The organism is Ruegeria sp. AM1 (assembly GCF_056540745.1).
This window is the reverse complement of the sequence record NZ_JBQFXH010000001.1, coordinates 1,254,272-1,279,729: the sequence shown is the minus strand read 5'-3', so window position 1 is coordinate 1,279,729 and position 25,458 is coordinate 1,254,272. Positions and strand designations below refer to the sequence as shown.

The window sequence follows — 25,458 nt, the reverse complement described above, 5'->3', positions numbered from 1 at the left end:
GTGGTCCTCCTTATTAGTTCTTTGCTGTAAAGGCGTCTGTAAATCCGAGATCTTTTGCATCGCTCAGAATAGCCTTGCGTTCGGCCCGTGTCATCGCAGGGCCAACAAGCACGCGCCAAACGGTTTTCTCGCCCGATTTCACTTCGCTTACTGCGGCGGACATCCCATTCTTGCGGATTTTCTCGGCGGCGACATTGGCATTGTCCTGAACCTCAAAGGTTCCGATCTGGACATAGGGCTTTGTCAAAGGAGAGGTCGCCGCGGCACTGGCCACTTGTGTTTCAGCCGGTGTTGCCTCGGAGGCTTCGATTGCTGCGGCTGCACCTGCAATGGGGTCCAGCGGTGTTTCGGTGATCTCGTCGGTTGTCTTTTTCTGCCACCATTTCCGTTTGGCCGGTTGTTCTGCCGGTGGCGTCACCTGTGGGTCCGACAGAGCACTTGTCGAGGGTGCCGCTTCAACTGCGGCTTCCGCCGCCTCAGCAACGTCATCTGACGATGACGCGGCAGCTGCAGCACCGGCTGTTGCGGCGCCCGCAGCAACGGCTACGGCGTTGTTATCGGGCTCTTTCTTCTGCCACCATTTCCGTTTGGCCGGTTTTTCGGCGGCTTCTGTCTCGGCCTCGGCGGTGACGGTCGCATCGCTGTCGTCAGCCGGTTTTTCCTCTTCTTTTTCGACCGGAGCGGGGGGCGGCGTGGGTTCAACCTCTTCCCGGCGCAGCGCCACGACCTGCAGACGTGTTGGGGACCCCGCAAGCATGCCCAATTGTGCGGCTGCCGAGGAGGATACCTGAAGCAGCGGTCCGGGCAGGTTGCGTTCACGGCGGAACAGGGCGCCGGTTATGGATTTGTTGTTTGCGGTGTTTTTGATCAGAACTCGTTCGGGCTCATTCACGTCGGGATGTGCGACCCAGATGCCGCCCAGCGACGGGCGTCCATCCCAAAGACCTGCTTCGGTCGTCTGAAAAACTTCGGGGGCCTCAACATCACGCTGCTTCCCACCGGCTGTTGGGAAAATTTCTTTTGGGGTGTCGCCATCCAGGGCTTCGTCTGTGGCCTCTGTGGGCGCTTCACCAGAGGTCAATGCCTCGTCACATGCGGTTAAAGCTGTCAAAGCCACTGCCAATACTGCCAGCCGCCCAAAGCGTGTCTCTGTCGCTCGCTTCATGTCGTCATCCCTTGCCTGAAGGGGCCGCGTTCACCGAGCCCCAACCGCTGATCGAATGGTTCTGTTGCCACTCTCTTGCGGTCTTTCAGGCGGATCATAACGCGGGTGCTGTAGCATGGAAAGACCGCTGCATTGGCTTCGGCGATATTTCCCTCTTTTGGCTTGCACCTGTTTCAACTTGGCCTTAGACCCGGCTGCACGCGGGGAGGTGGCAGAGTGGTCGAATGCGGCGGTCTTGAAAACCGTTGAACGTGAGAGCGTTCCCAGGGTTCGAATCCCTGTCTCCCCGCCACTCAGCACTCATAAGTACGACCTTGGATTTGGATGATTTCCATCGCCGACAGGACATTTACGGCGCGCCATTGATCAGCGGATTTTGCCATCTCATGTATTGCCAGTGACTTGTCGGCATTTGCGGATTGTGACGGGTTGGCGGTCTGGCGCGTGCAGAGGTTCTGCGGCGGATACTGCGCGCAGGTGTGCTGTACAAAGGCTTCTGTAAGCTATTGTTATCAAAGGAAACTGGTAGCCCGTAGGGGAATCGAACCCCTCTTTCCAGGTTGAAAACCTGGCGTCCTAACCGATAGACGAACGGGCCACTGTGACCAATTGACATGATGTGGAACCGTGTTCCAACTGCCTGTCTGGCCATGTGTACAAAGCCAAGCTGGTAGCCCGTAGGGGAATCGAACCCCTCTTTCCAGGTTGAAAACCTGGCGTCCTAACCGATAGACGAACGGGCCACGCTGGCTTGTGGAGGGCCTTTTACGGTTTACCTTGGACCCCCGCAAGCCGAAAAATGCAGGGATGTGAAACTTTTTTACGCGCCCGATTTCTGGTGTCGAAATGGGGATCAGTTCGCCTCGGCGGCGTCTTCTAGCCGAAGCTGCACGTTCTGGCGTCCACCCCATGAATTGACTTCAAGCCGCCCGGCGAAATGAAAGCGCGCGCCGCCGTGATTTGACAGGCGCTCGCCCAGCGGGCCATCAAAAGCGCCAAAGGCGATCGCGTCCAGACCGCCGCTCATCCCATCAGACAGTGACAGTTTGAGGTGCGACTCTCCCACTCGTTTGGCAAAGCGTATCTGCAGGTCGGGCAACGCATAGCGCGGGGCAGGGGCCCCGGCGCCAAAGGGACCAGCTTGTTCGATTTGTTCGATCAGATCAACGCTGGCGGCACCGGGCATCAGAGCACCGTCCAGCTTCAGGTCCACAGGACCGCCTTGTCCGGCGCCTTGTTTGGCCAGCAATTCGCTAAGCCGGGCCATCGCGGGCTCCAACTGATCGCGCATCACGGTCAGCCCCGCGGCCATCTTGTGACCCCCGCCTTTGACCAACAGGCCCTCGGCGGCAAGTCGTTGGATCGACGCGCCCAGATCAACGCCTGACACCGACCGACCCGACCCTTTACCTTCGTCCCCGTCAAAGCCGATGACGATGGCAGGGCGGTTCGCGGCCTCTTTCAGCCGCGAGGCAACAATTCCGACAACGCCGGGGTGCCACCCCTCGCCAGCGGCCCAAACCAGTGGTGCCTCAAGCCCGCGCTCTTCGGCCTGATCCAGCGCAGCAGCGCGTACGGCGTTTTCAATATCACGGCGTTCGGTGTTCAATTCGTCCAGTCGCTGCGACAAAGCCTGTGCTTCGGTTGCGGACTCGGTACTCAGCAATCGGGCACCCAGATCGGCCTGACCGATGCGCCCACCTGCATTGACGCGCGGCCCCAGCAGAAATCCCAGATGATAGCTGGTTGGGGCAGAATCCATGCGCGCGATATCAGACAGAGCCACCAGACCGGGCCTTTGTCGGGCCGCCATCACTTTCAGCCCCTGACGGACCAGCGCGCGGTTGGCGTCAATCAGAGGGGCCACATCTGCGACCGTCGCCAGCGCCACAAGATCCAGCAGCGAGATCAGATCAGGCCCCTTGCGTCCCGCCTCGCGCATCTGACGGCCAGCCTCGACCAGCATCAGGAACACAACCGCTGCGGCGCAGAGATAGCCCAGATCGCCGCTTTCATCCTGACGGTTGGGGTTCACGACGGCGACGCAGTCCGGCAGCGTTTCGGCGCCCAGATGGTGATCCAGAACAATGACATCCGCGGCTTTTGCCGCTGCGATGGGGTCGTGACTGAGCGTTCCGCAATCCACACAGATAATCAGATCATGGGTCGCTGCAAGTTCCTGCATCGCTGGCACGTTGGGCCCGTATCCCTCATCGATCCGGTCGGGCACATAAAGTGTGGACTGCAGTCCCATCTGCCTGAGCCAGACGAGCAGCAATGCGGCTGAGCTTCCGCCGTCGACGTCATAGTCAGCAAACACCGCGATGCGCTGCCGGTTATAGACCGCCTCAAGAAACCGAGAGGCGGCGACCTCCATATCCAGAATCGTGCGCGGGTCAGGCAGTAGCTCTTTCAGCTTGGGCTCCAGAAAGGCGCGGGCCTCCATCGGGGGCACGCCGCGCCGGGCCAGAACCTGGCACACAGCGCGGGGCAGATCGGCCTGCTGGGCCAGCATCTCGGCCGCGCGCTCGATCTCGGAAGCGGGGCCAACCCAACGCCGCCCTGTCAGAGATTGTTCAACACCCAGAAAAGCCACGTCTTACCTCATATGCCAAGGCCGGGCCCTTGCGGACCCGGCCTTCGTCTTATGACACATACGCGCGCGAAATGGCGGCGTATTCTTTCAAACCTCGTCGTGCGACCACATCGGCGTGCGGTAGGACATCCGCCGAACGGAGCCGGTTTTGGACCGCATCAGCAGGGTTGTTGTTTCAACCCAGCCCGGCTCGCGCTTGATGCGCGGCAGAAGCGAGCCGCCGGTAACCCCGGTCGCTGCAAAGATAACGTCAGCGGTCACCATCTCATCCCGGCTGTATACGCGATCCAGATCGGTGATGCCCGCCTTGGCCGCGCGGCCACGTTCGTCGTCATTGCGGAACAGGAGACGACCGAAAATCTGCCCGCCCATGCATTTCAACGCAGCAGCAGCGAGAACACCTTCGGGCGCGCCACCCTGGCCCATATACATGTCGATGCCGGTCACTTCGCTTTCGGCGCAGTGCATGACACCTGCCACGTCACCATCTGTTATCAGACGGATCGAAGCGCCGGTTTCGCGCACTTCGGCTATCATCGCTTCGTGACGGGGACGTTCAAGAATACACACAGTGATGTCAGCTGGTTCACAGCCTTTTGCCTTGGCCAGCGCCTCAACGCGTTCGCGCGGGCTCATATCCAGATTGACGACGCCTTCGTCGAACCCGGGGCCAACGGCCAGCTTGTCCATATAGACGTCAGGCGCATGCAACATCGAGCCGCGCGGACCCATTGCGATGACGGTCAATGCATTGGGCATATCCTTGGCGGTCAGGGTCGTCCCCTCCAGCGGATCAAGGGCGATGTCCACGCCGGGGCCGCTGCCTGTGCCGACCTCTTCGCCGATATACAGCATCGGGGCTTCGTCCCGCTCGCCTTCACCAATGACAACCACGCCCGAGATATCCAGCAGGTTCAGCTGCTCGCGCATGGCGTTCACGGCTGCCTGATCGGCGGCTTTCTCGTCGCCGCGCCCAACCAGCGAGGCCGAGGCCAGGGCAGCCTGTTCGGCAACCCGTGCAAGGCCAAGTGACAGCAAACGGTCGTTAAAGTCGGTTTTGGCAGCGTTCATTCTCTGTAATCCTTTGGTCAGTGAAGACGTCATAATCGGCATAGCCCGCAGATGGCGCGGGCCGCAAGGGGTCAGACCTGTTCGATGCGCAGCGCGATAGGCGTGCCCGAAACGACATCGGTGCCGCCGAGCGCCTCAAGCGCCACATCCAGCGCAGCGCGCGTGGTCTTGTGGGTGACAATCAAAACGGGGGCGGTGCTTTCGGAATGGGCGTATTGGCGCATCCGGTCGATGGACACGCCCGCATCTCCCAAAATGGCGGCCACTTTGGCCAAAGCGCCGGGTTTGTCCAGCAGCGCGAGGCGCAGGTAATAGGGGGCAGGCAGGCCGGTGCGCGCGGGCACGGCCTCTTGCAGAGAGGTGGCTGGGCGTCCGAAAGTCGAAATGCGCAGGCCGCGCGCCAGATCACATACATCGCCCATCACCGCGCTTGCGGTGGGGCCTTCACCCGCACCGGGGCCACGCAGAACGATCTGGTCAACCGAGTCGCCCTCGATCACCACCATATTGGTTCCGCCTTCCAACTGGCCAAGCGGCGAGTCGCTGGGCACAAGACAGGGCTGCATCCGCTGTTCCAGCCCACGGGCCGAACGCTGGGCGACACCCAGCAGCTTGATGCGATACCCCATATCGGCGGCCTGATGGATGTCATCCAGGCTGATATGTTGAATACCCTCGATCTCGATCCCGTCGAAATTCGGTTTTGTCCCAAAGGCGATTGATGACAGCAAGGCCAGCTTGTGCGCCGCATCGATGCCGCCGACATCAAGGTTCGGATCAGCCTCGAGATACCCCAGCTGCGCGCATTCCTCGAACAGGGCGTTATAGCCCAGTTCCTGCGATTGCATCCGGGTCAGGATATAGTTGCAGGTGCCGTTCATCACGCCCATGACGCGGGTGATATCATTGCCGGCCAGACCTTCGGTCAGCGATTTGATGACCGGTATGCCCCCGGCAACCGCCGCTTCGAAACGGACGATCCGGCCTGCGGCCTCAGCGGTTTCGGCCAGCGCCTGACCATGAATTGCCAACAACGCCTTGTTGGCGGTGACAACATCCTTACCGCTGGCCAGCGCGGCCTCGACCGAGGCTTTGGCCGGGCCGTTTTCACCGCCCATCAGTTCGACAAAGACGTCGATATCATCCCGTTTTGCCAGCGCGACGGGGTCAGTTTCCCAGGCATAGTCCGACAGGCTGATGCCGCGATCTTTGTCAGGGTCGCGCGCGGAGACGGCAACGATTTCGATCCGGCGGCCGGTGCGGGCCTCAAGCAGATCGGCATGGCGACGCACGATCCGAACCACGCCGACGCCGACGGTTCCCAATCCAGCAACTCCAAGCCGCAGCGCCTTTGTCATGTGGTGGGTCCTTTCCGCTCGATGTGCCGGGTTCGGCCAAGATATTCATTTGCAGGCTGCATTAGCGGGTTAGAGGCACAGGTGCAATCCGTCAGAGGTCAGCCGTGCCCGCGAAACCGGTCTGGTTCAATTGGTCGCCGCGTTTTGCAGCGCTTCGGCTTTCCGCGCCAGTGCCTCGCTGCGCTTGGTCAGCTCTTCTTCGACGATTGCGGCTTCGCTGACGGGATCGGCCGGCGGACCAAGCGTTTCGTCCAGCGGGATCAGCTTGGGGTAGGCGGCGTTGCGGAGCGATGGCGCCTCGCGGCCTTCCAATTCCGGGATATCGGTGCATCCGGCGCAGGCCAGCAACAGGGTCAGGACCGAGATTTTTTTCATGACAGGCCTTTCGAGGACGCAACTGCCCACCGGTGATGCCCGTTTTGCGGTGTCGGTTCAAGCGGGGTTCTATCTGAACAATTGTTCAGATACGGTGCGCCTATGGCACGTACTCAGGGTTCACATTCCGATATCACCGGCCCGCGCATCCGCGAGGCAGCGTTGCGGCTGTTTGCCCGGCATGGCTATGCTGCGGTGTCGATGCGGCAGATCGCGGGTGAGGTCGGGGTGCAGGCCGGGGCGCTGTATAACTATACGCCAGACAAGCAAAGTCTGCTGTTTCGCCTGATGCAGGAGCATATGCAGGACCTGCTGTCAGCATATGGTGCCTTGGGTGCTTCAGCAAACGACCGCGAGGCTTTGCGCCAGTTTGTGGGGTTCCACATCCGGTTCCATCTGCAGCGCCCGGACGAAGTGTTCATCGCGTATATGGAGTTGCGCAACCTGACCGGGGAGAATTTCGCTGAGATCGAAGCGCTGCGCCGCGCCTATGAGGATTCCCTGGAAGGCATCCTGCGCTCTGGGCAGGAAAAGGGGCAGTTTTCCATCGCCGATACCAAAATCGCGACGCTGGCCGTGATCGCAATGCTGAACGGGGTCATGACGTGGTATCGGTCCGGCGGCCGCTTGTCGCTGGATGAGGTTGAACAGATCTACTGGGATATGGTCTCAAAAGCTGTCGCTCCCTGAACGCGTCTGACGGTCGTGGATTTCCGGCCTCAATGCGCTGGGCGGATAAAGGTACCATTCCGCAGTTCGAGAAAGGCTTGCTCAAGCTCGGATCTGGTGTTCATGACAATCGGGCCGTGCCAAGCAACAGGTTCGTTGATCGGCGCGCCCGAGATCAGCAGAAATCGCACCCCCTCGGGTCCTGCCTGAACGGTGATCTCATCGCCGGTTCCAAAACGGATCAGCGTACGGTCCCCCGACATGTCGCGAATGTTGACCTCGTGACCCGCCACCTCTTTTTCCAGCAGAACGCCCTGTGGCTGAGATGCGTCTGCAAAGGCGGCGTTGCCTTCAAACACATAAGCAAACGCGCGGCGGTAAGTATCTATTTTGAATGTCTTTTTGACGCCCTTTGGGATCGAGATATCCAGATATTGCGGGTCTGCCGCAATCCCGTCGATCGGCCCGGTACGCCCCCAGAATTCACCTACGATGACACGAACGGTTGTGCCGTCATCGTCGGTGATTTCCGGTATCTCCTGACGGCTGACATCCTGATAACGCGGCGCTGTCATCTTTTGCCCGGACGGCAGATTGCCCCACAGTTGAAATCCGTGCATCTGACCTGCTGCGTTTCCTGTCGGCATCTCCTGATGCAGTATACCGGACCCGGCTGTCATCCATTGCACGTCACCTGCACCCAACGTGCCGCTGTTGCCGAGCGAGTCGCTGTGATCAACCGTACCCGACAGCACATATGTGATGGTTTCGATCCCACGATGCGGATGCCAAGGGAAACCGGCCTGATAATCCTCAGGCCGTTCGTTTCTGAAATCGTCGAACAGCAGGAAGGGATCAAGCTCGGACGGGTCCTGAAACCCGAACGCACGATGCAGTTTCACACCTGCGCCTTCCAGGGTCGGGGTCGCGGTGCGCGTTTCAAGGATCGGTCTCAGAGACATTGGTAGCACTCCTGTAGCTTTGCACACTATGTGGGCTGTGCGTCTAACGCGTCAATTTGTGCTTCAGCACCGTCTGTGTGCATATTTGTATGTCTATATTTCACAAATGAATCTGGATACACCGAGGCGAAATGAATTGGAGATGCGTATGCAGGACGAGGTTTTGGCAACGGTGGAAACGTCACAGCCCCGACGTTGGGTCGGGGTCGGGATGCTGACAACAGTTGGTGTTCTTGTGCTTTACGTTGCAGTAATGGCCCCGCCCGAACTGGTTTGGCAGGTGTTTCTGTTTGCCGTTGGTGGGGCGGCGTTCTGGATGGCGCATCGCATGTGGTTCGCAACCGCTGACCGGATTGAGCTGACGCGCACCGAGCTGAGAACCGGGGCAGGGGACAAGATCGCTGACGTGCAGGATATCGAAGCAGTGGATCGCGGCGTCTTTGCCTTCAAACCCTCCAATGGCTTTCTGCTGCGCCTCGCTCGGTCGGACAAGAACAGATGGGCGCCGGGCCTGTGGTGGCGTCTTGGGCGCCGTGTTGGTATCGGCGGCATGACCGCCGCCGCCGAAACCAAATTCATGTCGGAAATGCTTTCAGCATTGTTGGCTGAAAGGGGATAGCTTGGTTTGGGTGTGATGATGTCTTGATGGTTGACGCGCGCTTTGCTGACCCTGATCAGTGCGCCGCATCGTGTGTTAGCAGCTCAAATCTAAAGCATTTCTGACCCTGAGCCCTTTGTGCGCGACGAAACTGACTTTCACGACCGCGCGGGCTAAACTGCCTTCTAGAGGGAGAAGACGTGATGGTTGTTAGGCGCATCGTACTGGACATAGCGACCGATACCGTTGCCGAGGTTCAGAAGTTCTACTCTGAGCTTTTTGACCTTGAGCCCATTATGGATCAGGGATGGATCGTCACCCTCGCTTCGGAACTTTCGTCCAGAGTTCAAATCAGTATCGCGTCTGAGGGAGGGTCGGGAACGTCCGTACCGAACGCCTCAATAGAGGTTGATGATGTAGATGAGGTCTATCAGCGTGCTGTGTCGATGGGCTGCGACATCAAATACGACCTCACCAATGAACCTTGGGGCGTGCGCCGTTTCTTTTTACTCGACCCCACCGGTAAGCTGTTGAACGTTCTCTCCCACAAAGCGTAGCGCGTTCAGTCGCAGCGAAGAGCGTACAATCCTTGCCGCGGGTCATTTTGCTGCCCCCGCGCAGGAGCACATGTCACCTCAAAAACAGGAATACTTGATCAGGTGTCTGACCTGATGACGAACGTACGCTTTATGTCAGCCAACTGCAGCGGGCACGTCAAGGTCCAGTAACGTGTTATGCCTAGCAGTTGTCAGGGTCTTCGATGTTGATATTGTCGAATACCCTTGGGTGGGTGAATACGAAGTTATCCATCGGATACTCAGGGCTTCCGAAGCCGATCTTGTAAGGGCGCCGGTATGTGTTGCTGGTTTCAACAACAATCATTTTCCCATCGTTCGGCATTTGCGGCAACGCGGCTCTGATCTGGTCGATGTTTCCATCGTTCCACTTCGTATACTTCGCGCCGCGAACGCATGACCACAAGACATAGTGACGATCGTCAGGCTGGTCGAACCTCAGGAACGAGACTCTCATAGACATATCAGAACGTTCTGCGACCATGGTCTCCATGAGCGAAAACAACGAGTTGAAATAGGTCACGTTAACAGTGCTGCGTTCACGCGAGATAACGTCAGCAACGGCATACGCCGCCTTCAAGTTGCGCGAGCTTTGGCGATAACTGTCAAAAAATGAGAAGGATGCCCATAGAGACCAGAATAGCAGGGGCACCATCAGCACAGCTTCGACTGTTATCAGCCCGTCTTCTTTGCGTTTGAAACGTCCAAAGAACTTGGCCAAGGCGGCGATATTTATCGAGTTAAACAGGTTCATGGACAAATACCGTCGTTGCATGCAGCTCATACTGCCCGTCGCGGTTGCGTTCAGTCAGACGACCCAGCATCGTGCCCACCCAATGCGGACTTACTTCGACGCAGGCGCGAACGATCATAAGCTCGTTTGAGGCACCAGCCTCAAAGACCTGATCTTCGGGCTTTCGGATTTCTTCGGGCGTGTCGACGCAGAAGGGGTTGGGATTCAACTGCTCGTCTGCAAATGCACTGTAGGGATCGATCGACTTCATCTCCAAGGCCATGTTGTCCAGGCATTTAGGAATGTACTGGGCCTTATCGCAGATGATCTCTTTGAGCATGTCGTGTTTCCATTGAGCACCCTCTGAGGCATCGTATTTTGCGATATTGTTGAGGCGCACGTCGCGAATGGTTTCGTCCAATGCGCGCTCAAGGTTCGCGTGATAAAACGCATGGAACCCCATATCGACACCCGAATAGGTGATGATGACGAAAAATGGGAACCAGAACAGCAACTCAATCGTTGCTGCGCCGTCTTCTTTGCGCCTGAACCGACGCAAATGGTTTCTTAGGCGCCGTATCATTGTGTCAGCCTCAGGTTCTGGATTGTCGATCCAATTGACGCGAACACGTCGATGATCTCGTCGCCTGACGCCTCATAGTAGGCACCATCATCACTGACGCAGTACTTCAGCAGGTTCTTCGCCGATGTGGGTGCGTCAAATGCGATGGAGAAAGTAATGACATTCTCTTCCTTCGCACGGTCGCACAGAGATCTTACGCGCGGGTCCTTGTCTGGCTGGTCAAGCTCGGTTGACGCAGCGTAGTACCAGTCGTAAGCGCGGCTCGAGCTATATGCGCTGCGCATCATGCTATAGATACGGTATTTAGTTGTGCTTTCCCAAACTTCCGGCCATTCCATGTTACGTGCTGTTTCAGCACCTGAATCGTATTCAGATTTTTCTCTGCTTCTGCTGTAGTCGAAGCTGAGGCATCGGCCGTCGCTATATGAGGAACAACGGTACTGGGTATATTGGCTGCCCGCGTTCGCTGCATAAGCGTGATCCTGACGCCGTTCGCGCGCCCAATACCACCCTCTACTCGAATCCCATTCTGTCATCGGGACATTGAACCAGTAGTAGTCATTCCGCTCATTGTCATAGAATGAATAGACGTTGTCTTCATCGTACCACCAGATGTCCGACTCACCCTGATGATAGGGCGGAAGAACCATGTGTTGTTTGGTGTTCGCTCCGTCCGTCATCAAAACGACAACCTTGAGCGTATCTGAATTAACGTTGGGGGAAGGGCGCGAAATGAATTCGGCCGGCACTTCGTTGGCAGCGATCAGCCTCGAGTTCAGGTAGAGGAAGCTTTCGTCGAGCAACGTGAGTCCCCATTTCAGGCCAACGTCGATCGACGTCCAGCCACTCGCCTGAAGAAGATTGATCTGATCTTTCAGAGTCTTAGCATCTTTCTGCATGACCGTCATTTGGCGTTGGCTTGTGGCGGTTTCGCGCAGGCAAGTATTGCTGTTGATGAAGCCGTTGCTTTGGCGGAAGTCAGAGTTTCCTTCGTCGGTGAAATGTAGCGTTTGCGGAACAGGCGTTCCGTGTACAAGCACAACACCTGTGTCGGGGTCCACAACATCGAAATGATCGAAGGTGGTCGTGTTGAAGGCAGCGGCCTGAAAATCAATACAATTTGCGAACTGGTTCGAACCCTCGGTCTTAAGCAAGTCCATCAGCGGGTCCGGCACGGACACCTGTTCGGAATAAGGAACGATCGAGATCGACAGTTTCCCATCTTCGGATTTTGCGGTCATCTCGTCGATGAAATTGTTTGCGGCGGTTTTGAGGTTAGACAGCTTCGAGCCCCGCATAGAGCCAGATACATCGAGGACCAGCGAAATCTCAACGTTACCGATGGACTCTTCTGCGGCGCTGGTTGCTGTGCTAGCGATCGTATCGACATTACTCCATTTCATGAAGTGCATCTCGACGTCCATCTGGGCGCTTGCCTCGACTCGGCGGTACCCTTCGAGGACAACAGCCTCTGACCCGCAAATATCCGGCTCTACCTTCGGTTCTCCGACCAGAAACTCATCCAGCCCTTCTTTGGAAAGGTAGTCATTAATAACGTCTCTTGGGCAGAGTTCCTGATCAAGGTCAGCCGCGGCGAGCACCGCGCGGTCAAGCGCGTATTGCAGTTTCGCGCGTTCCCGGTCGAAGCGCATTACATCCACGGCGAACCCGGCGGTTATGAACACGATCATAATGAAGAACAGCGTCATGATCGTCATGACACCACTTTCCGAGGCAGCAAAGGCCTGCAGATGGCGCGAGTAGTCAAGCGATTGACGCGCACGATTGAATTTAGACTTCCAAACAAAATTTCGCATAACGAATCCCTCTGCCGGCCATAAGCCAGTTCTTCGCAACTTTAATAAGTTAAAATTTGATCGTGGCGAGATTTGGGCAGAGCTGCCACTATGCCGCTATTATTGAATGGAAATTGGCTTTAGTTGCCATTTGAGCGGAGTGTTTGTTTCTGTGCTGGGAACAATTTGAGGGAGAGTAGCGGTCAAAGCGACTCAGTATCTGGCGGGAAACCTTGTCTTCATACTTTGATGAAAAAAAATGCAGTTGGCGATTGCAGTGACCTGTCAGCGGTGCGACAAAACGTCATGACGCATGTCATCTACCAATACGGAGGATTTTATGGCGGCCATCAAAGAACCCAGTTTTCGTGAGAGCGTTGATTTGATGTTTAACAGGGCTGCGTCCCTGATGGATTTGCCGCCGGGGCTCGAAGAAAAAATCCGTGTTTGCAACGCAACCTATACTGTGCGTTTTGGGGTCCGGTTGCGTGGGCAGATACATACCTTCACCGGATACCGCTCGGTTCACTCCGAACATATGGAGCCGGTTAAAGGCGGCATTCGTTATGCCACTGCCGTTAATCAGGACGAAGTCGAAGCGCTGGCAGCGCTGATGACTTACAAATGCGCGCTGGTTGAAGCGCCATTTGGCGGCTCGAAAGGAGGGCTTTGCATTGACCCCCGCAAATACGAAGAACATGAGCTGGAGCAGATCACCCGCCGCTTTGCCTATGAGCTTGCGAAGCGTGACCTGATCAATCCTTCCCAGAACGTGCCGGCCCCCGATATGGGGACGAGTGAACGAGAGATGGCTTGGATGGCGGATCAGTATGCCCGCATGAACACCACGGACATCAATGCGCGCGCGTGCGTGACGGGCAAGCCCCTCAATGCCGGTGGTATTGCAGGTCGGGTTGAGGCGACCGGGCGCGGCATTCAATATGCCCTGCGCGAGTTCTTCCGTCATCCGGAGGATGTCAAAAAGGCCGGTATGTCCGGCAAGCTTGATGGAAAGCGGGTGATCGTGCAGGGGCTGGGCAATGTGGGATACCATGCCGCTAAGTTTCTGAGTGAAGAAGACGGCTCACGTATTGTCGGCGTAATTGAATGGGATGGCGCTCTGTATAATCCCGAGGGTATTGACGTCGAAGCGGTACGCCAGTGGATCGTCAAACACGGCGGCGTCAAGGACTACCCCGACGCCACGCATACGGCAGAAGGTGGCGATGTTCTTGAGCAGGACTGCGATATCCTGATCCCGGCGGCGCTGGAAGGGGTCATCAACCTGTCGAACGCCGATAACATCAAAGCACCGCTGATCATCGAAGCGGCCAATGGGCCGGTGACCGCGGGCGCGGATGAAATTCTGCGTAAGAAAGGTACTGTCATTATCCCGGACATGTATGCCAATGCGGGCGGTGTTACGGTGTCATATTTTGAATGGGTCAAGAACCTGAGCCATATCCGGTTCGGCCGGATGCAGCGTCGTCAGGAAGAAGCGCGCCACGAATTGATCGTGAGCGAGCTTGAACGGCTGGATCGGTATCTTGGGGATGCCTGGTCTATGTCACCCGACTTTAAGTCTAAGTATCTTAAGGGCGCTGACGAGTTGGAACTAGTACGTTCAGGGCTCGATGACACAATGCGTATCGCCTATCAATCGATGAGCGAGGTCTGGCATGACCGGGCCGATGTCGATGACCTGCGCACAGCGGCATACATCGTTGCGATTGACCGGGTTTCAAAAAGCTATCGCGCCAAGGGGCTTTAGCCACAGACGGGGTACGACCCTTTAAGGGTTGTACTCCACCGCAAATTGGCCTTTGTCACGCCGCATCCCTGGGTGCGGCGTTTTTTTGTTTTCGAAACGCAAATCCAGATCTGAGTACCAACGATTGTGATCGTCGTGAGGACTTTGGTCGCCCGTTGACAAGTTCGTGTCGAAAATAGAGGCGGAGCCGCGGTATTGCATTGCTACTGCTGGTCAGAGTTGGTTTGATATCAACACACCCGCAGGGAGATCTGAATGCGTTTTTCCGGCTTGCGCGTCCTCAAAGAAGGCTTAACCGGTAACAAAGGATGGACCCCGCACTGGCGCGATCCGGAACCCAAGCCTGCCTATGACATCGTTATTATTGGCGGTGGCGGTCATGGTTTAAGCACCGCGTATTACCTTGCGAAAGAGCATGGCCTGACCAATGTGGCGGTTCTGGAAAAGGGCTATATCGGCGGCGGCAATGTGGGGCGCAATACCACCATTGTTCGAGCCAATTACTTCTTACAGGGCAATTCCGAGTTCTACTCACATTCGTTGAAATTGTGGGAGGGGCTAGAGCAAGACCTGAACTACAACGTGATGCACTCGCAACGCGGGATCATCAACCTGTTCCATTCTGACGGGCAGCGTGACGCCGCCGCGCGGCGCGGCAACATGATGATCTCTCAGGGTGATGATGCCGAATTGCTGGGGCGCGATGCGGTGCGCAACATGCTGCCCTATCTCAACTATGAAAACTTGCGGTTTCCGATCTATGGCGGGCTGTATCACGCGCGGGGTGGAACGGCGCGCCATGATGCGGTTGCTTGGGGCTATGCTCGGGGGGCCGATCAGCGGGGCGTTGACCTGATCCAGAATTGCGAGGTCACTGGTATTGATATTGAAGATGGCAAAGTGCGCGGGGTCCAGACTTCGCGCGGTCCCATCAGGGCCAAAAAGGTTGCCATGGTGGTTGCAGGCCGATCAAGCCAGGTGGCCGCTATGGCCGGGATGCGCCTGCCAATCGAAAGCCATGTGCTGCAAGCCTTTGTAACCGAGGGCCTGAAACCCTGCATGGATCATGTTGTAACCTTTGGGATGGGACATTTTTACATCAGCCAGTCCGACAAGGGTGGCCTGGTTTTTGGTGGCGATCTGGATTTCTACGCGTCTTATGCCGCCCGGGGTAATCTTCCCACGGTTGAAAGTGTTATGGAGGCTGGGGTGACCCTGATGCCCATGATTTCAAAGGCCAAGATTCTGCGATCCTGGGGCGGGATTATGGATATGTCGCCTGATGGGTCTCCGATCATCGATACAACGCATATCGATGGGCTCTATCTGAATTGCGGTTGGAATTATGGGGGCTTCAAGGCGGTGCCGGGGTCGGGCAATGTCTTTGCGCATCTGATCGCCACCGGTCGATTCCATGAAAACGCCACCGGGTTCCGCCTGGATCGTTTCCGCACCGGTCGCGGGATCATCGATGAAGAGGGCACAGGCTCTCAGCATAACCTGCATTGAGGTCGTCCAGATGCGATGTATCAGCAAAACCAAGCCGGGGGTACAGCCATGAGGATCACATGCCCCCATTGCGGTGAGCGGGATCGACGCGAGTTCTACTATCGTGGTGCAGCGACAGACTTGAACCGTCCCGCCCCCGATGCCGGGGAAGAGGCATGGGACGAATTCGTCTATCTGCGGGAAAACCCGGCCGGTGTGACACGCGAACTTTGGTACCACGAAGGCGGGTGTGGGGCATGGATTGTGGCAACCCGTGATACCGTCACGCATGATCTGCTCAAGACCGAACTGGCGTCGGAGGTCGCATCATGAGGATCGCGAGTAAGGGGCTGATTGACCGCTCCCAAACGGTCTCATTCACCTTTGATGGGATCAGCTATTCCGGTTTCGAGGGCGATACGCTGGCTTCGGCTCTGCTGGCAAATGGCCAGCGTCTGATGGGGCGGTCCTTCAAGTATCACCGCCCACGCGGCGTTCTGACCGCGGGCAGCGAAGAGCCGAATGCGCTGATGACTATCGGGCACGGCGCTGCACAGGACCCCAATGTGCGCGCCACAATGCAAGAGATCTATTCGGGATTGGAGGCGCGCAGCCAAAACCGCTGGCCCAGCCTGAATGTCGACCTCATGGCGGTCAACGATCTGGCGGCCCCGTTTCTTGGCGCGGGCTTTTATTACAAGACCTTCATGTGGCCCAAAAGCTTTTGGGAAAAACTCTATGAGCCCGTCATTCGGCGCGCAGCTGGCCTGGGCGCTTTGTCAGGGCAGGACAATACCGACAAATATGAAAGCGCATATGCCTTTTGCGACGTGTTGGTGATTGGCGGTGGCCCCGCCGGGCTGATGGCCGCTCTGACGGCTGGGCGCGCTGGTGCCGATGTTATTCTGGCGGATGAAAACAGCCGGGTGGGGGGGCGTCTGCTGGCCGAAACCTATGAGGTTGGCGGCAAGCCCGGCCCCGAATGGGTCGATGAGGTTCTGGCCGAACTGCGGTCGATGGACAACGTTCGCCTGATGAACCGGACCACGGTCGCTGGTGTCTACGATCAGGGCACGTTCGCTGCGTTGGAGCGTGTCTTGTATCACACGGCGCATCGACCAGAGGGCGCGCCGCTTGAGACGTATTGGCGGATCGTGGCCAAACGCTCGGTTCTGGCCGCCGGGGCGCTGGAGCGCCCGGTTGCCTTTCGTGACAACGACCGTCCGGGCATCATGACCGCTGGTGCGGTGCGTGCCTATCTGAACCGTTGGGGGGTCAGCACAGGCCGGAATATCACGATATTTGGGAATACTAATGACATTCACCGAACCGCGCGCGATCTCTTGGCCGCCGGGGTGCATGTCGCAGCCGTGATCGACAGCCGCCACGACGCGCCGCTATCGGATGACTATCAGGTTCTGCGGGGAGCACAGGTTTGTGGCAGCGCGGGCCGCAAGGGGCTTGAGTCCATCACCGTGCGCCGTGCCAGCGGAGAAGAGCGTATTCACACCGATTGCCTTGCGGTGACAGGGGGTTGGAACCCGTCGGTGCATCTGACCTGCCACATGAACGGGCGGCCCGAATGGCACCGCGATATCGAAGCCTTTGTTCCCAAACCGGGCGCAGTCCCCGGGATGTTGGTGGCCGGGGCATGCAACGGCTCTTTCTCAACGGCGGCCTGCCTGCGCGAGGGCGTTGCTGCAGCAGAGGAAGCTTTGACTGCGTTGGGGCGAAAGGCGCCGGTTGTGGCCACGCCTGAGGCCGAGGAAGACCCATATCAGATCGCGCCGCTTTGGGCCGTGCCGGGCAAAGGCCGCGCCTGGCTGGATTTTCAGAACGATGTGACGGTCAAGGACGTGAAACAGGCCGCGACCGAGAACTTTCGCTCGGTCGAGCATATGAAACGCTATACCACGCAAGGTATGGCGACAGATCAGGGCAAGAATTCGAATGTAGCCGCGCTGGCTGTGTTGGCGGATGCCACCGGGCGGGGCATCCCGGAAACCGGCACAACCACCTTTCGCCCCCCGTACACGCCTATTGCGATTGGCGCGCTGGGCGCCGGGGCCGAAGGCGCGGGGTTCAAGCCGCAGCGTTTCACCACATCCCACCAAGCCTCTGTCGCGCGCGGTGCGCCGATGATCGAGGCGGGTTTATGGTATCGCCCCAGCTATTTCCCGCAGGCCGGGGAAGCCACATGGCGCGAGGCGTGTGATCGCGAGGTCAAGATGGTGCGAAACACCGTTGGCGTCTGCGATGTCTCGACCTTGGGCAAGATCGACATTCAGGGGCCGGATGCGGCTGCCTTTCTGGATTTTGTCTACACCAACATGTTTTCGACACTCAAAACCGGCCGCGTGCGCTATGGCCTGATGCTGCGCGAAGATGGGCATGTGATGGATGACGGCACAACAGCGCGCCTTGGCGAAAACCATTATCTGATGACAACAACAACCGCGGCGGCGGGGGATGTGATGAAACATCTGGAGTTTGTGCATCAGGGTCTGCGCCCGGAACTGGATGTGTCATTCACATCCGTGACCGAACAGTGGGCTCAGTTTGCCCTCGCCGGGCCCAAGTCACGAGATCTGTTGAACAGCCTTTTGGAGCAACCGCTGGACGACGAGTGCTGGCCCTTCATGGCGTGTGGCGAGACAGAGATCCTCGGCGTCAAAGGGCGTTTGTTCCGCATCTCTTTCTCAGGCGAGCATGCCTATGAAATCGCTGTGCCGGCCCGGTATGGCGCAAGCTTGTTCGAGCTGCTGGATGAGCGCGCGCAGGCGCTGGGCGGTGGCCTTTATGGTATGGAGGCGCTGAACGTGTTGCGGATCGAAAAGGGCTTTATCACCCACGCAGAAATTCATGGCCGCACCACCGCTTATGACATCGGAATGTGGCGCATGGTGTCACAAAAGAAAGAATGTATCGGCAAGACCATGTCGGAACGTCCGGGCCTTGAGGAACCAGGGCGCGAGCGGCTGGTGGGGCTCAGACCAGTCGGTGAGAGCAAACAGCTGCTGGCTGGTGCGCATCTCTATAACAAAGAAGTCGAACCCATACGCACCAATGATCAGGGCTATGTGACCTCGGCCTGTTATTCGCCGACGCTGGACAGCGCGCTTGGGTTGGCGTTTTTGGCGGACGGGCCTGACCGTTACGGTGAGGTTGTGAAGATGGTCGACCATCTGCGCGGCGTGACAACGCTGTGCGAGGTGGTCAGCCCGGTGTTCTTCGACCCCGAAGGAGGGCGCGTTCGTGGATAAGCTGACAGCCCAATCCCCCTGTGCCGGACTATTGCCCCTGACCATTGGGGCAGTCACAATCAGTGAAGAGGATGTGGGGGCAATCCATTCAATCTCTGCCTTCAAGGGGAAGCAAAAGGCCCTGTCCGAGGCACTCAAAGCGTGTCATGGGATAGCGTATCCGGCGGCCAATCGGGCCACCGGTAAAGCGGGCGCGCGGGCGGTCTGGTTCGGGTGCGCGCATATGATGTTGATCGGGCCCAAGCCTGACGCAGCGCTTAGCGCCCATGCCGCTGTGGTCGATCAGTCAGACGCTTGGGCGGTTGTCCGGCTAGAGGGCGCGGGCGCAGAGGATGTTCTGGCGCGTCTTGTTCCGATTGACCTGAGACCCGCGCAGTTCAAACGGGGGCACACGGCGCGCAGCTTGTTGTTTCATATGACGGCGTCAATCACACGGATTGGCGAAAACACATTCCAAATCATGGTGTTTCGGTCGATGGCCCAGACACTGGTTCACGATTTAAAATGGGCGATGGAAGGTGTGGCCGCACGCGGGTAAGCTGTCGCAAAGAAACGATTCCGGGAGACCCCCATGTTGCGTATCGCCGTTGCCGCTGCATTGCTGGCTACACCCTTGGCCGCTGCCGAGACTAAAGAAGAAAGCTGTCAATATCAGGCAGATGTCGTGGCCGCGGTCCAGAAGGCCCGACTGGACAAGGTCAAAGAGCGCGAGGTACCCGAGGCTGTCGCCGCAACCAACCCTGTATGGCCCGATAACTACAACGCGGCGATCCCACTGATCACGCCTTGGGTCTATCAGCAAAAGATGCGTGACGTACGTAAAAAGGACCTTGGCGCGGCATGGCTGGAGCTGTGTTTGCAGCAATAATCCACAGGGTCTGCATTTCGCTGTGGACAAACGCTCGCCTGTCTCTTGGCGAGCGTTTCTGTTTCTGTCAGGTTTGAATGATGTCGCTGCCACCCGGATTCCTCGATGAACTGCGCACCCGGCTGAGCCTGTCTCAGGTCGTCGGGCGCAAAGTTATGTGGGATCAGCGCAAGTCCAATCAGGGTAAGGGTGACATGTGGGCGCCGTGCCCGTTTCACCACGAAAAGACAGCGTCGTTTCACGTCGATGACCAAAAAGGGTTTTACTACTGCTTTGGCTGCCACGCCAAAGGGGACGCGATCAGCTTTGTAAAAGAGACCGAGAATGTCTCGTTCATCGAAGCGGTTGAGATTCTGGCGCGCGAGGCCGGGATGCCCATGCCCGCGCGCGACCCAAAAGCGCAGGAAAAACAAGACCGGCGTTCGCAACTGGCTGAGGTGATGGAGCAGGCGGTGCAGTTCTTTCGGCTGCAGCTTAAGACCGGGGCAGGGACGGCGGCGCGCGATTATCTGGCGCGGCGTGGTTTGGATGGACAGGCGTTGGACCGGTGGGAGATCGGCTTTGCACCTGACGGTTGGCAAGCGCTGTGGGATCATCTGACGGGCAAAAGCGTGGCAGAGGATCTGATCCTTGGCGCAGGGCTGGCCAAGCCGTCGAACAAGGGTAAAAAACCCTATGATACGTTCCGCAACCGGATCATGTATCCGATCCGCGATCCGCGCGGGCGCTGCATTGCGTTTGGTGGTCGCGCCATGGATCCAAACGACAATGCGAAATACCTGAACTCGCCTGAGACTGAGCTGTTCGACAAAGGCCGCAGCCTCTACAACCATGGCCCCGCGCGTCAAGCGGCGGGAAGGGGGCAGCCTTTGATCGTGGCCGAAGGCTATATGGATGTGATTGCATTGGCCGAGGCCGGGTTCGGTGCGTCGGTTGCGCCCTTGGGGACCGCTATTACCGAACATCAGCTGCAATTGCTCTGGCGCGTCTCGGATGAACCGATCATCGCGCTGGATGGGGATACTGCTGGTCTGCGCGCCGCGATGCGCGCTGTAGATCTGGCGCTGCCCTTGATCGAGGCGGGAAAATCGCTGCGCTTTGCATTGATGCCCGAGGGGAAAGATCCCGATGACCTTCTGCGCGCCGAAGGGCGGGGCGCGGTTCAGGCGGTGCTGGATGGGGCGATCCCCATGGTGAAACTGCTGTGGCAGCGCGAGACCGAAGGTAAGGTTTTTGACAGCCCCGAGCGTAAGGCCGCACTGGATAAGGTCTTGCGCGACAAGATCAAATTGATCCGTGACCCCTCCATCCGTTCGCATTACGGGCAAGAGATCAAGGATTTGCGGTGGCAATTGTTCCGACCACAAAGACAGTCACAAAACCGGCAATGGCGACCGCGCGGGAAATGGCAGCCTCAGCCAGCGGCAACGGCGGGTGCGCGGGCCTCGTTTCTAGCCTCGTCCGAGAATGCCGATATCCAGCTGCGCGAAGCGGCCATTCTGGCCATCGCGATCCTGAACCCCGACGTGGTCGTGCAGTTTGAGACACAGCTGGAAGAGATGGACTGCCATGACCCCGACCATGCAGCTCTGCGCGCGACCATTCTGCGGCATGCCGTTGACGATCCGGAGAACCTCAAGGACCACATTGTTCAAACTTTGGGGCCCGAGCCTCTTGAAAACCTGCTGGCCCTTCGCCATGTCGCTGTGATCCCCTGTGTGTTCAAACCAGGCGACGTTGAAAAGGCCCAGATGACGCTGGCCGAGGAACTCGCAAAGATCAAAGCGCTCCGGGGGTTGGATGCCGAGATTGCAGAAGCGGAAGAGGAGTTGTCCGATCTGGCCGATGAGGCGTTGACATACCGGCTGGCGCAAGCCGCCGAAGAGCGCAACCGCACAAGTCGCAGCCAGAACGAGGACAGGGCCGTTTTCGACATTGCCGACAACGGTGCACGAATCAACCGGGACGAGAAAGACGCCTTTGCGGCGATCATGTCCGGCATCAATTTTGAACGTAAACGCCGCTAAAGTGGTGTTTTCATAAGGCACTGGAAAAGAAAAACAGGTAAACGGGTGGCCGAATCACTTCTACGCGCTAATGATTCGGCTGAAACGAATCACCCATCCCTGCAGGAGCATTGAATGGCCGCCAAGGATACGAACGAAGACCGCAAATCCGACGAGCAGGAACAGGAAATCTCGCTGGACATGAGCCAGGCCCAGGTCAAGAAGATGATCGCCGAGGCCCGCGAGAAAGGTTATATCACCTACGACCAGCTCAATCAGGTTCTGCCGCCTGATCAAGTCAGCTCGGAACAGATCGAAGACGTTATGTCGATGCTGTCCGAGATGGGCATCAACATCATCGAAGATGAAGAGGCCGAAGAAGAAGAGAACAAGGGCTCGACCGAACTGACTACGACCGATAGCAACCGCGAGGTTGCTCTTGCCGGTGCGGCAACTGAAAAGCTGGACCGTACTGACGATCCGGTTCGCATGTATCTGCGTGAAATGGGCAGCGTCGAACTGCTGAGCCGTGAGGGCGAGATCGCCATTGCCAAGCGGATTGAGGCAGGGCGCAACACCATGATTGCGGGCCTGTGCGAAAGCCCGCTGACCTTCCAGGCGATCACCATCTGGCATGACGAATTGCTGTCCGAAGACATTCTGCTACGCGACGTTATCGATCTTGAGGCCACATTCGGCAATCAGATGGACGAGGACGGCGACGTCGAAGAACCAGTGGTTGATACCTCGGCGGTAGAGGCGGCGAAGCCTGCCAAAGACACCGGGCCTGAACTGGACGCAGACGGCAATCCGCTGAACAACGACGACGATGATGACGACGACGATCAGGCCAACATGTCGCTAGCCGCGATGGAAGCCGCGCTGAAGGATCAAGTTCTGACCACGCTGGAACGGATTTCGACAGACTTTGCGATGCTGTCTGAGATGCAGGATAGCCGGATTTCGGCGACACTGAACGAGGATGGCTCGTTCAGTGCAAAGGACGAAGAAACCTATCAGAAACTGCGCGCCGAGATTGTCGAGCTTGTGAATGGGCTTCACCTGCACAACAACCGTATCGAAGCGCTGATTGACCAGCTTTATGGCATCAACCGCCGTATCATGTCGCTGGACAGCTCGATGGTGAAACTGGCCGACCAGGCCCGCATCAACCGGCGTGAATTCATTGACGCGTATCGCGGACGCGAGCTTGATCCGAACTGGCTGTCCGAGATGGCCGAAAAGCCGGGCCGAGGCTGGCAGATGTTCATCGAGCGCTCGACCGCCAAGGTCGAAGAGCTGCGCAATGACATGGCGCAGGTCGGGCAATATGTCGGCCTGGATATCCCTGAATTCCGCCGCATCGTGCAGCAGGTTCAGAAGGGTGAGAAAGAAGCGCGGCAGGCCAAGAAAGAAATGGTCGAAGCCAACCTGCGGCTAGTGATCTCGATTGCCAAAAAATACACAAACCGCGGCCTGCAATTCCTTGATCTTATTCAGGAAGGTAACATCGGCCTGATGAAAGCGGTGGACAAGTTCGAATACCGCCGCGGGTATAAGTTCTCGACCTATGCGACCTGGTGGATCCGTCAGGCAATCACACGGTCGATTGCGGATCAGGCGCGGACCATCCGTATTCCGGTCCACATGATCGAGACAATCAACAAGTTGGTCCGGACCGGTCGCCAGATGCTGCACGAAATCGGCCGCGAGCCGACGCCGGAGGAACTGGCCGAAAAGCTGCAGATGCCGCTCGAGAAGGTGCGAAAGGTGATGAAAATCGCCAAAGAGCCGATCTCACTCGAAACACCGATTGGCGACGAGGAAGACAGCCAGCTGGGCGATTTCATCGAGGACAAGAATGCCGTGCTTCCGCTGGACAGCGCCATTCAGGAAAACCTCAAGGAAACGACCACTCGGGTTCTGGCTTCGCTTACGCCACGTGAGGAACGCGTTCTGCGGATGCGCTTTGGCATCGGCATGAACACCGACCACACGCTGGAAGAGGTGGGCCAGCAGTTCAGCGTGACCCGCGAACGTATCCGTCAGATCGAGGCGAAAGCGCTGAGAAAGCTGAAACATCCCAGCCGATCGCGAAAGCTGCGGTCATTCCTGGATCAATAAGTCAAAGGCGCCTCGGGGCGCCTTTTTCTTTGCCGCATCTTCGGGATGCTTTGTGCAATGGCACGCCAGAGCATAAATTTGGCGCGATCTCACAATGCATCGCAGGTTCCGCCGCTTAACTAGGGTGTGTCCACTCATGGGACTGGCCGGGGCGAGGCGCTTGCGCTGATGACCCCCGGTTAATCGCGCGCCGTTCCGATAGGATGTTCGACACGTTTCCTGAACGCGCTTGAGCCCGACCCGTCCAGCGTTTGAAGGCATTGGAAAAAGCGGCCTGATCTGAATATCCAAGCGAGTAGGAAATCTCGGACAGGACCATCCCGTTCTTGATAAAGGCCTGGGCCAGATAACACCGCAAATCCTCGACGATCTCGTGATAGCTGGTGCCCTTATCGCTGAGCCCTCGCGTCAGGGTGCGCGGGCTCAACCCCAGACGATCTGCAATTTCGTCTATCTGAATAATCGTGCCAGGCATTGAACTTGTGATAAGGCCTTCGACCTGGACGCGAACCATTTGTCGGGTTGCACGACAGTCGGCCAGCAAACGCTCGCCATATCCCAGCAGATGCTCGCGCAGTTGGGTATCATAGTTTGGAATATCCAGTTCAAGCGTAGACAAGGGAACGACGATTTCAAGCTTTTCCACCCCAAAGACAAATGGGGTTCCGTCTATTTTCTTATAAGCGGTCTGATGATGCCTAACTTCATGCTGAAAGCGTATCTCAATTGGATAAAGCATGGTCTGCGTCAGGGCGCGCATCCGAGCCAGCGCGGCAAACATCAGAAATTCGGTGCGCCGGTGATACCGAGCAAACTGGGATCGGTCCATTCAGCCTCAAAAGGCGCAAAGTTGCCGGATATGCGCAGGTCAAAGGCAATGGCGGCATCAATGAATTTGCGAAAACGCGCTGCATTTTCCATCGCCTGTCGCAGATCGCCCGAGTATTCTCCGATGTAGGCCGTCAAGCTTGACGACGAGGTAAGTCGTAACCCCGCCTGCGCGCCAAATGTGATGTCGTCAAGCGCGCCGCAGGCATAGCGCACAAACAACGCTTCGCTATGCGCACTGTTGGTCTTGGCACGAGGGCTGATTTCGTCCCGCTGCAGACCACTGTCTTGCAAAACCTAGCTAACGACGTCCTGGTTGCTTCCCCGCCGCCCAAGCGTGTCAATCAACAGTTGAAGTCTGGAAATATCAACGTCCACAAATAAGCCTGAACTTGCATAAGTGCCTCTGATTGTTTCAATCCCAAGGCTTTTGAATAGCGCGCGATGTGGAGTGCTAGTGCCGGGCTGTTTGCTCCCCATCCTGAGAAGATCACCTTGTTTTGACTTTTTCTCAACTAAACTTGGCTGGTTCGCACAAGATATTCCCGTCATCTGAACCTATCTAGTTGATGTGTCGGGTTGGCTCCTTATGGGGATAGGGCAGAGCCTGTTGCCGGTTTGTTTTCGGG

General features: G+C 57.6%; 22 protein-coding genes and 3 tRNA genes. 12 read left to right on the top strand and 13 right to left on the bottom strand.

The annotated features are described in order from the left end of the window. Positions 1 to 13: 13 nt before the first annotated feature. Complete coding sequence (locus tag ACR0I7_RS06390; protein ID WP_480509387.1) at positions 14 to 1,165, bottom strand: SPOR domain-containing protein; 1,152 nt, start codon at positions 1,163 to 1,165, stop codon at positions 14 to 16. A 202-nt stretch (positions 1,166 to 1,367) separates the two neighbouring features. Between ACR0I7_RS06390 and ACR0I7_RS06385 the strand changes: the two genes are divergently transcribed. After that, positions 1,368 to 1,457 (top strand) — tRNA-Ser (locus tag ACR0I7_RS06385). 231 nt (positions 1,458 to 1,688) lie between these two features. On the opposite strand, the gene ACR0I7_RS06380 is transcribed toward ACR0I7_RS06385, so the two are convergent. From ACR0I7_RS06380 to ACR0I7_RS06355, 6 genes are all read right to left on the bottom strand, one after another. Then, positions 1,689 to 1,763 (bottom strand) — tRNA-Glu (locus ACR0I7_RS06380). 70 nt (positions 1,764 to 1,833) lie between these two features. Further along, positions 1,834 to 1,908, bottom strand: a tRNA-Glu gene (locus ACR0I7_RS06375). Between the two features lie 110 nt (positions 1,909 to 2,018). Continuing rightward, the gene (recJ, locus tag ACR0I7_RS06370; RefSeq protein WP_480509386.1) at positions 2,019 to 3,761 is read right to left on the bottom strand and encodes a single-stranded-DNA-specific exonuclease RecJ; all 1,743 of its coding nucleotides are present in this window, start codon (positions 3,759 to 3,761) and stop codon (positions 2,019 to 2,021) included. An 87-nt stretch (positions 3,762 to 3,848) separates the two neighbouring features. Then, positions 3,849 to 4,832, bottom strand: a complete 984-nt coding sequence (glpX, locus tag ACR0I7_RS06365; RefSeq protein WP_480509385.1) for a class II fructose-bisphosphatase — start codon at positions 4,830 to 4,832, stop codon at positions 3,849 to 3,851. Between the two features lie 71 nt (positions 4,833 to 4,903). Next, positions 4,904 to 6,190, bottom strand: coding sequence for a homoserine dehydrogenase (locus ACR0I7_RS06360; RefSeq protein ID WP_480509384.1), 1,287 nt, complete (start codon positions 6,188 to 6,190; stop codon positions 4,904 to 4,906). Positions 6,191 to 6,316: 126 nt separating this feature from the next. After that, on the bottom strand, positions 6,317 to 6,565 hold the full coding sequence (locus ACR0I7_RS06355; RefSeq protein WP_480509383.1) for a hypothetical protein: 249 nt from the start codon (positions 6,563 to 6,565) through the stop codon (positions 6,317 to 6,319). A gap of 102 nt (positions 6,566 to 6,667) precedes the next feature. Between ACR0I7_RS06355 and ACR0I7_RS06350 the strand changes: the two genes are divergently transcribed. After that, positions 6,668 to 7,255 (top strand): TetR/AcrR family transcriptional regulator, encoded by a 588-nt coding sequence (locus ACR0I7_RS06350; RefSeq protein ID WP_480509382.1) that lies wholly within the window; start codon positions 6,668 to 6,670, stop codon positions 7,253 to 7,255. Positions 7,256 to 7,284: 29 nt separating this feature from the next. Here the strand turns inward: ACR0I7_RS06350 and ACR0I7_RS06345 are convergent, their stop codons facing one another. Further along, a complete protein-coding gene (locus ACR0I7_RS06345; protein ID WP_480509381.1) occupies positions 7,285 to 8,196 on the bottom strand; it encodes a pirin family protein in 912 nt (303 codons plus the stop codon). Positions 8,197 to 8,344: 148 nt separating this feature from the next. On the opposite strand from ACR0I7_RS06345, the gene ACR0I7_RS06340 reads away from it, so the two are divergent. Then, entirely contained in the window at positions 8,345 to 8,815 is a 471-nt protein-coding gene (locus tag ACR0I7_RS06340; RefSeq protein WP_480509380.1) for a hypothetical protein, read from the top strand. A gap of 182 nt (positions 8,816 to 8,997) precedes the next feature. Then, positions 8,998 to 9,351, top strand: coding sequence for a VOC family protein (locus tag ACR0I7_RS06335; RefSeq protein WP_480509379.1), 354 nt, complete (start codon positions 8,998 to 9,000; stop codon positions 9,349 to 9,351). Between the two features lie 181 nt (positions 9,352 to 9,532). Here the strand turns inward: ACR0I7_RS06335 and ACR0I7_RS06330 are convergent, their stop codons facing one another. From ACR0I7_RS06330 to ACR0I7_RS06320, 3 genes are read right to left on the bottom strand one after another with little or no spacing between them, the layout of a single operon-like run. Further along, positions 9,533 to 10,123, bottom strand: coding sequence for a TadE/TadG family type IV pilus assembly protein (locus ACR0I7_RS06330; protein WP_480509378.1), 591 nt, complete (start codon positions 10,121 to 10,123; stop codon positions 9,533 to 9,535). Continuing rightward, positions 10,110 to 10,685, bottom strand: a complete 576-nt coding sequence (locus tag ACR0I7_RS06325; RefSeq protein WP_480509377.1) for a TadE/TadG family type IV pilus assembly protein — start codon at positions 10,683 to 10,685, stop codon at positions 10,110 to 10,112. Before ACR0I7_RS06325 ends, ACR0I7_RS06330 begins: the two co-directional genes overlap by 14 nt. Next, positions 10,682 to 12,502 (bottom strand): Tad domain-containing protein, encoded by a 1,821-nt coding sequence (locus tag ACR0I7_RS06320; RefSeq protein WP_480509376.1) that lies wholly within the window; start codon positions 12,500 to 12,502, stop codon positions 10,682 to 10,684. The genes ACR0I7_RS06325 and ACR0I7_RS06320 overlap by 4 nt, the downstream gene beginning before the upstream one ends. A gap of 319 nt (positions 12,503 to 12,821) precedes the next feature. Between ACR0I7_RS06320 and ACR0I7_RS06315 the strand changes: the two genes are divergently transcribed. From ACR0I7_RS06315 to rpoD, 8 genes are all read left to right on the top strand, one after another. Next, a complete protein-coding gene (locus ACR0I7_RS06315; protein ID WP_480509375.1) occupies positions 12,822 to 14,252 on the top strand; it encodes a Glu/Leu/Phe/Val family dehydrogenase in 1,431 nt (476 codons plus the stop codon). Between the two features lie 255 nt (positions 14,253 to 14,507). Continuing rightward, positions 14,508 to 15,761, top strand: a complete 1,254-nt coding sequence (locus ACR0I7_RS06310; protein ID WP_480509374.1) for a sarcosine oxidase subunit beta family protein — start codon at positions 14,508 to 14,510, stop codon at positions 15,759 to 15,761. Positions 15,762 to 15,809: 48 nt separating this feature from the next. Next, entirely contained in the window at positions 15,810 to 16,073 is a 264-nt protein-coding gene (locus ACR0I7_RS06305) for a sarcosine oxidase subunit delta (protein ID WP_480509373.1), read from the top strand. After that, the gene (locus ACR0I7_RS06300; protein ID WP_480509372.1) at positions 16,070 to 19,003 is read left to right on the top strand and encodes a sarcosine oxidase subunit alpha family protein; all 2,934 of its coding nucleotides are present in this window, start codon (positions 16,070 to 16,072) and stop codon (positions 19,001 to 19,003) included. The genes ACR0I7_RS06305 and ACR0I7_RS06300 overlap by 4 nt, the downstream gene beginning before the upstream one ends. Continuing rightward, positions 18,996 to 19,541 carry a sarcosine oxidase subunit gamma gene (locus ACR0I7_RS06295; protein WP_480509371.1) on the top strand — a complete coding sequence of 182 codons (546 nt, stop codon included), beginning with the start codon at positions 18,996 to 18,998 and terminating at the stop codon, positions 19,539 to 19,541. The genes ACR0I7_RS06300 and ACR0I7_RS06295 overlap by 8 nt, the downstream gene beginning before the upstream one ends. 33 nt (positions 19,542 to 19,574) lie before the next feature. Then, positions 19,575 to 19,871: a hypothetical protein gene (locus ACR0I7_RS06290; protein WP_480509370.1), complete on the top strand. Its 297-nt coding sequence runs from the start codon at positions 19,575 to 19,577 to the stop codon at positions 19,869 to 19,871. A gap of 80 nt (positions 19,872 to 19,951) precedes the next feature. After that, entirely contained in the window at positions 19,952 to 21,898 is a 1,947-nt protein-coding gene (gene dnaG / locus ACR0I7_RS06285; protein ID WP_480509369.1) for a DNA primase, read from the top strand. Positions 21,899 to 22,012: 114 nt separating this feature from the next. Beyond that, positions 22,013 to 24,001: an RNA polymerase sigma factor RpoD gene (rpoD, locus tag ACR0I7_RS06280; RefSeq protein WP_480509368.1), complete on the top strand. Its 1,989-nt coding sequence runs from the start codon at positions 22,013 to 22,015 to the stop codon at positions 23,999 to 24,001. Between the two features lie 115 nt (positions 24,002 to 24,116). Here the strand turns inward: rpoD and ACR0I7_RS06275 are convergent, their stop codons facing one another. Continuing rightward, positions 24,117 to 24,830 carry a helix-turn-helix transcriptional regulator gene (locus tag ACR0I7_RS06275; RefSeq protein ID WP_480509367.1) on the bottom strand — a complete coding sequence of 238 codons (714 nt, stop codon included), beginning with the start codon at positions 24,828 to 24,830 and terminating at the stop codon, positions 24,117 to 24,119. After that, positions 24,782 to 25,123 (bottom strand): AraC family transcriptional regulator ligand-binding domain-containing protein, encoded by a 342-nt coding sequence (locus ACR0I7_RS06270; RefSeq protein WP_480509366.1) that lies wholly within the window; start codon positions 25,121 to 25,123, stop codon positions 24,782 to 24,784. The genes ACR0I7_RS06275 and ACR0I7_RS06270 overlap by 49 nt, the downstream gene beginning before the upstream one ends. Positions 25,124 to 25,458: the final 335 nt, after the last annotated feature.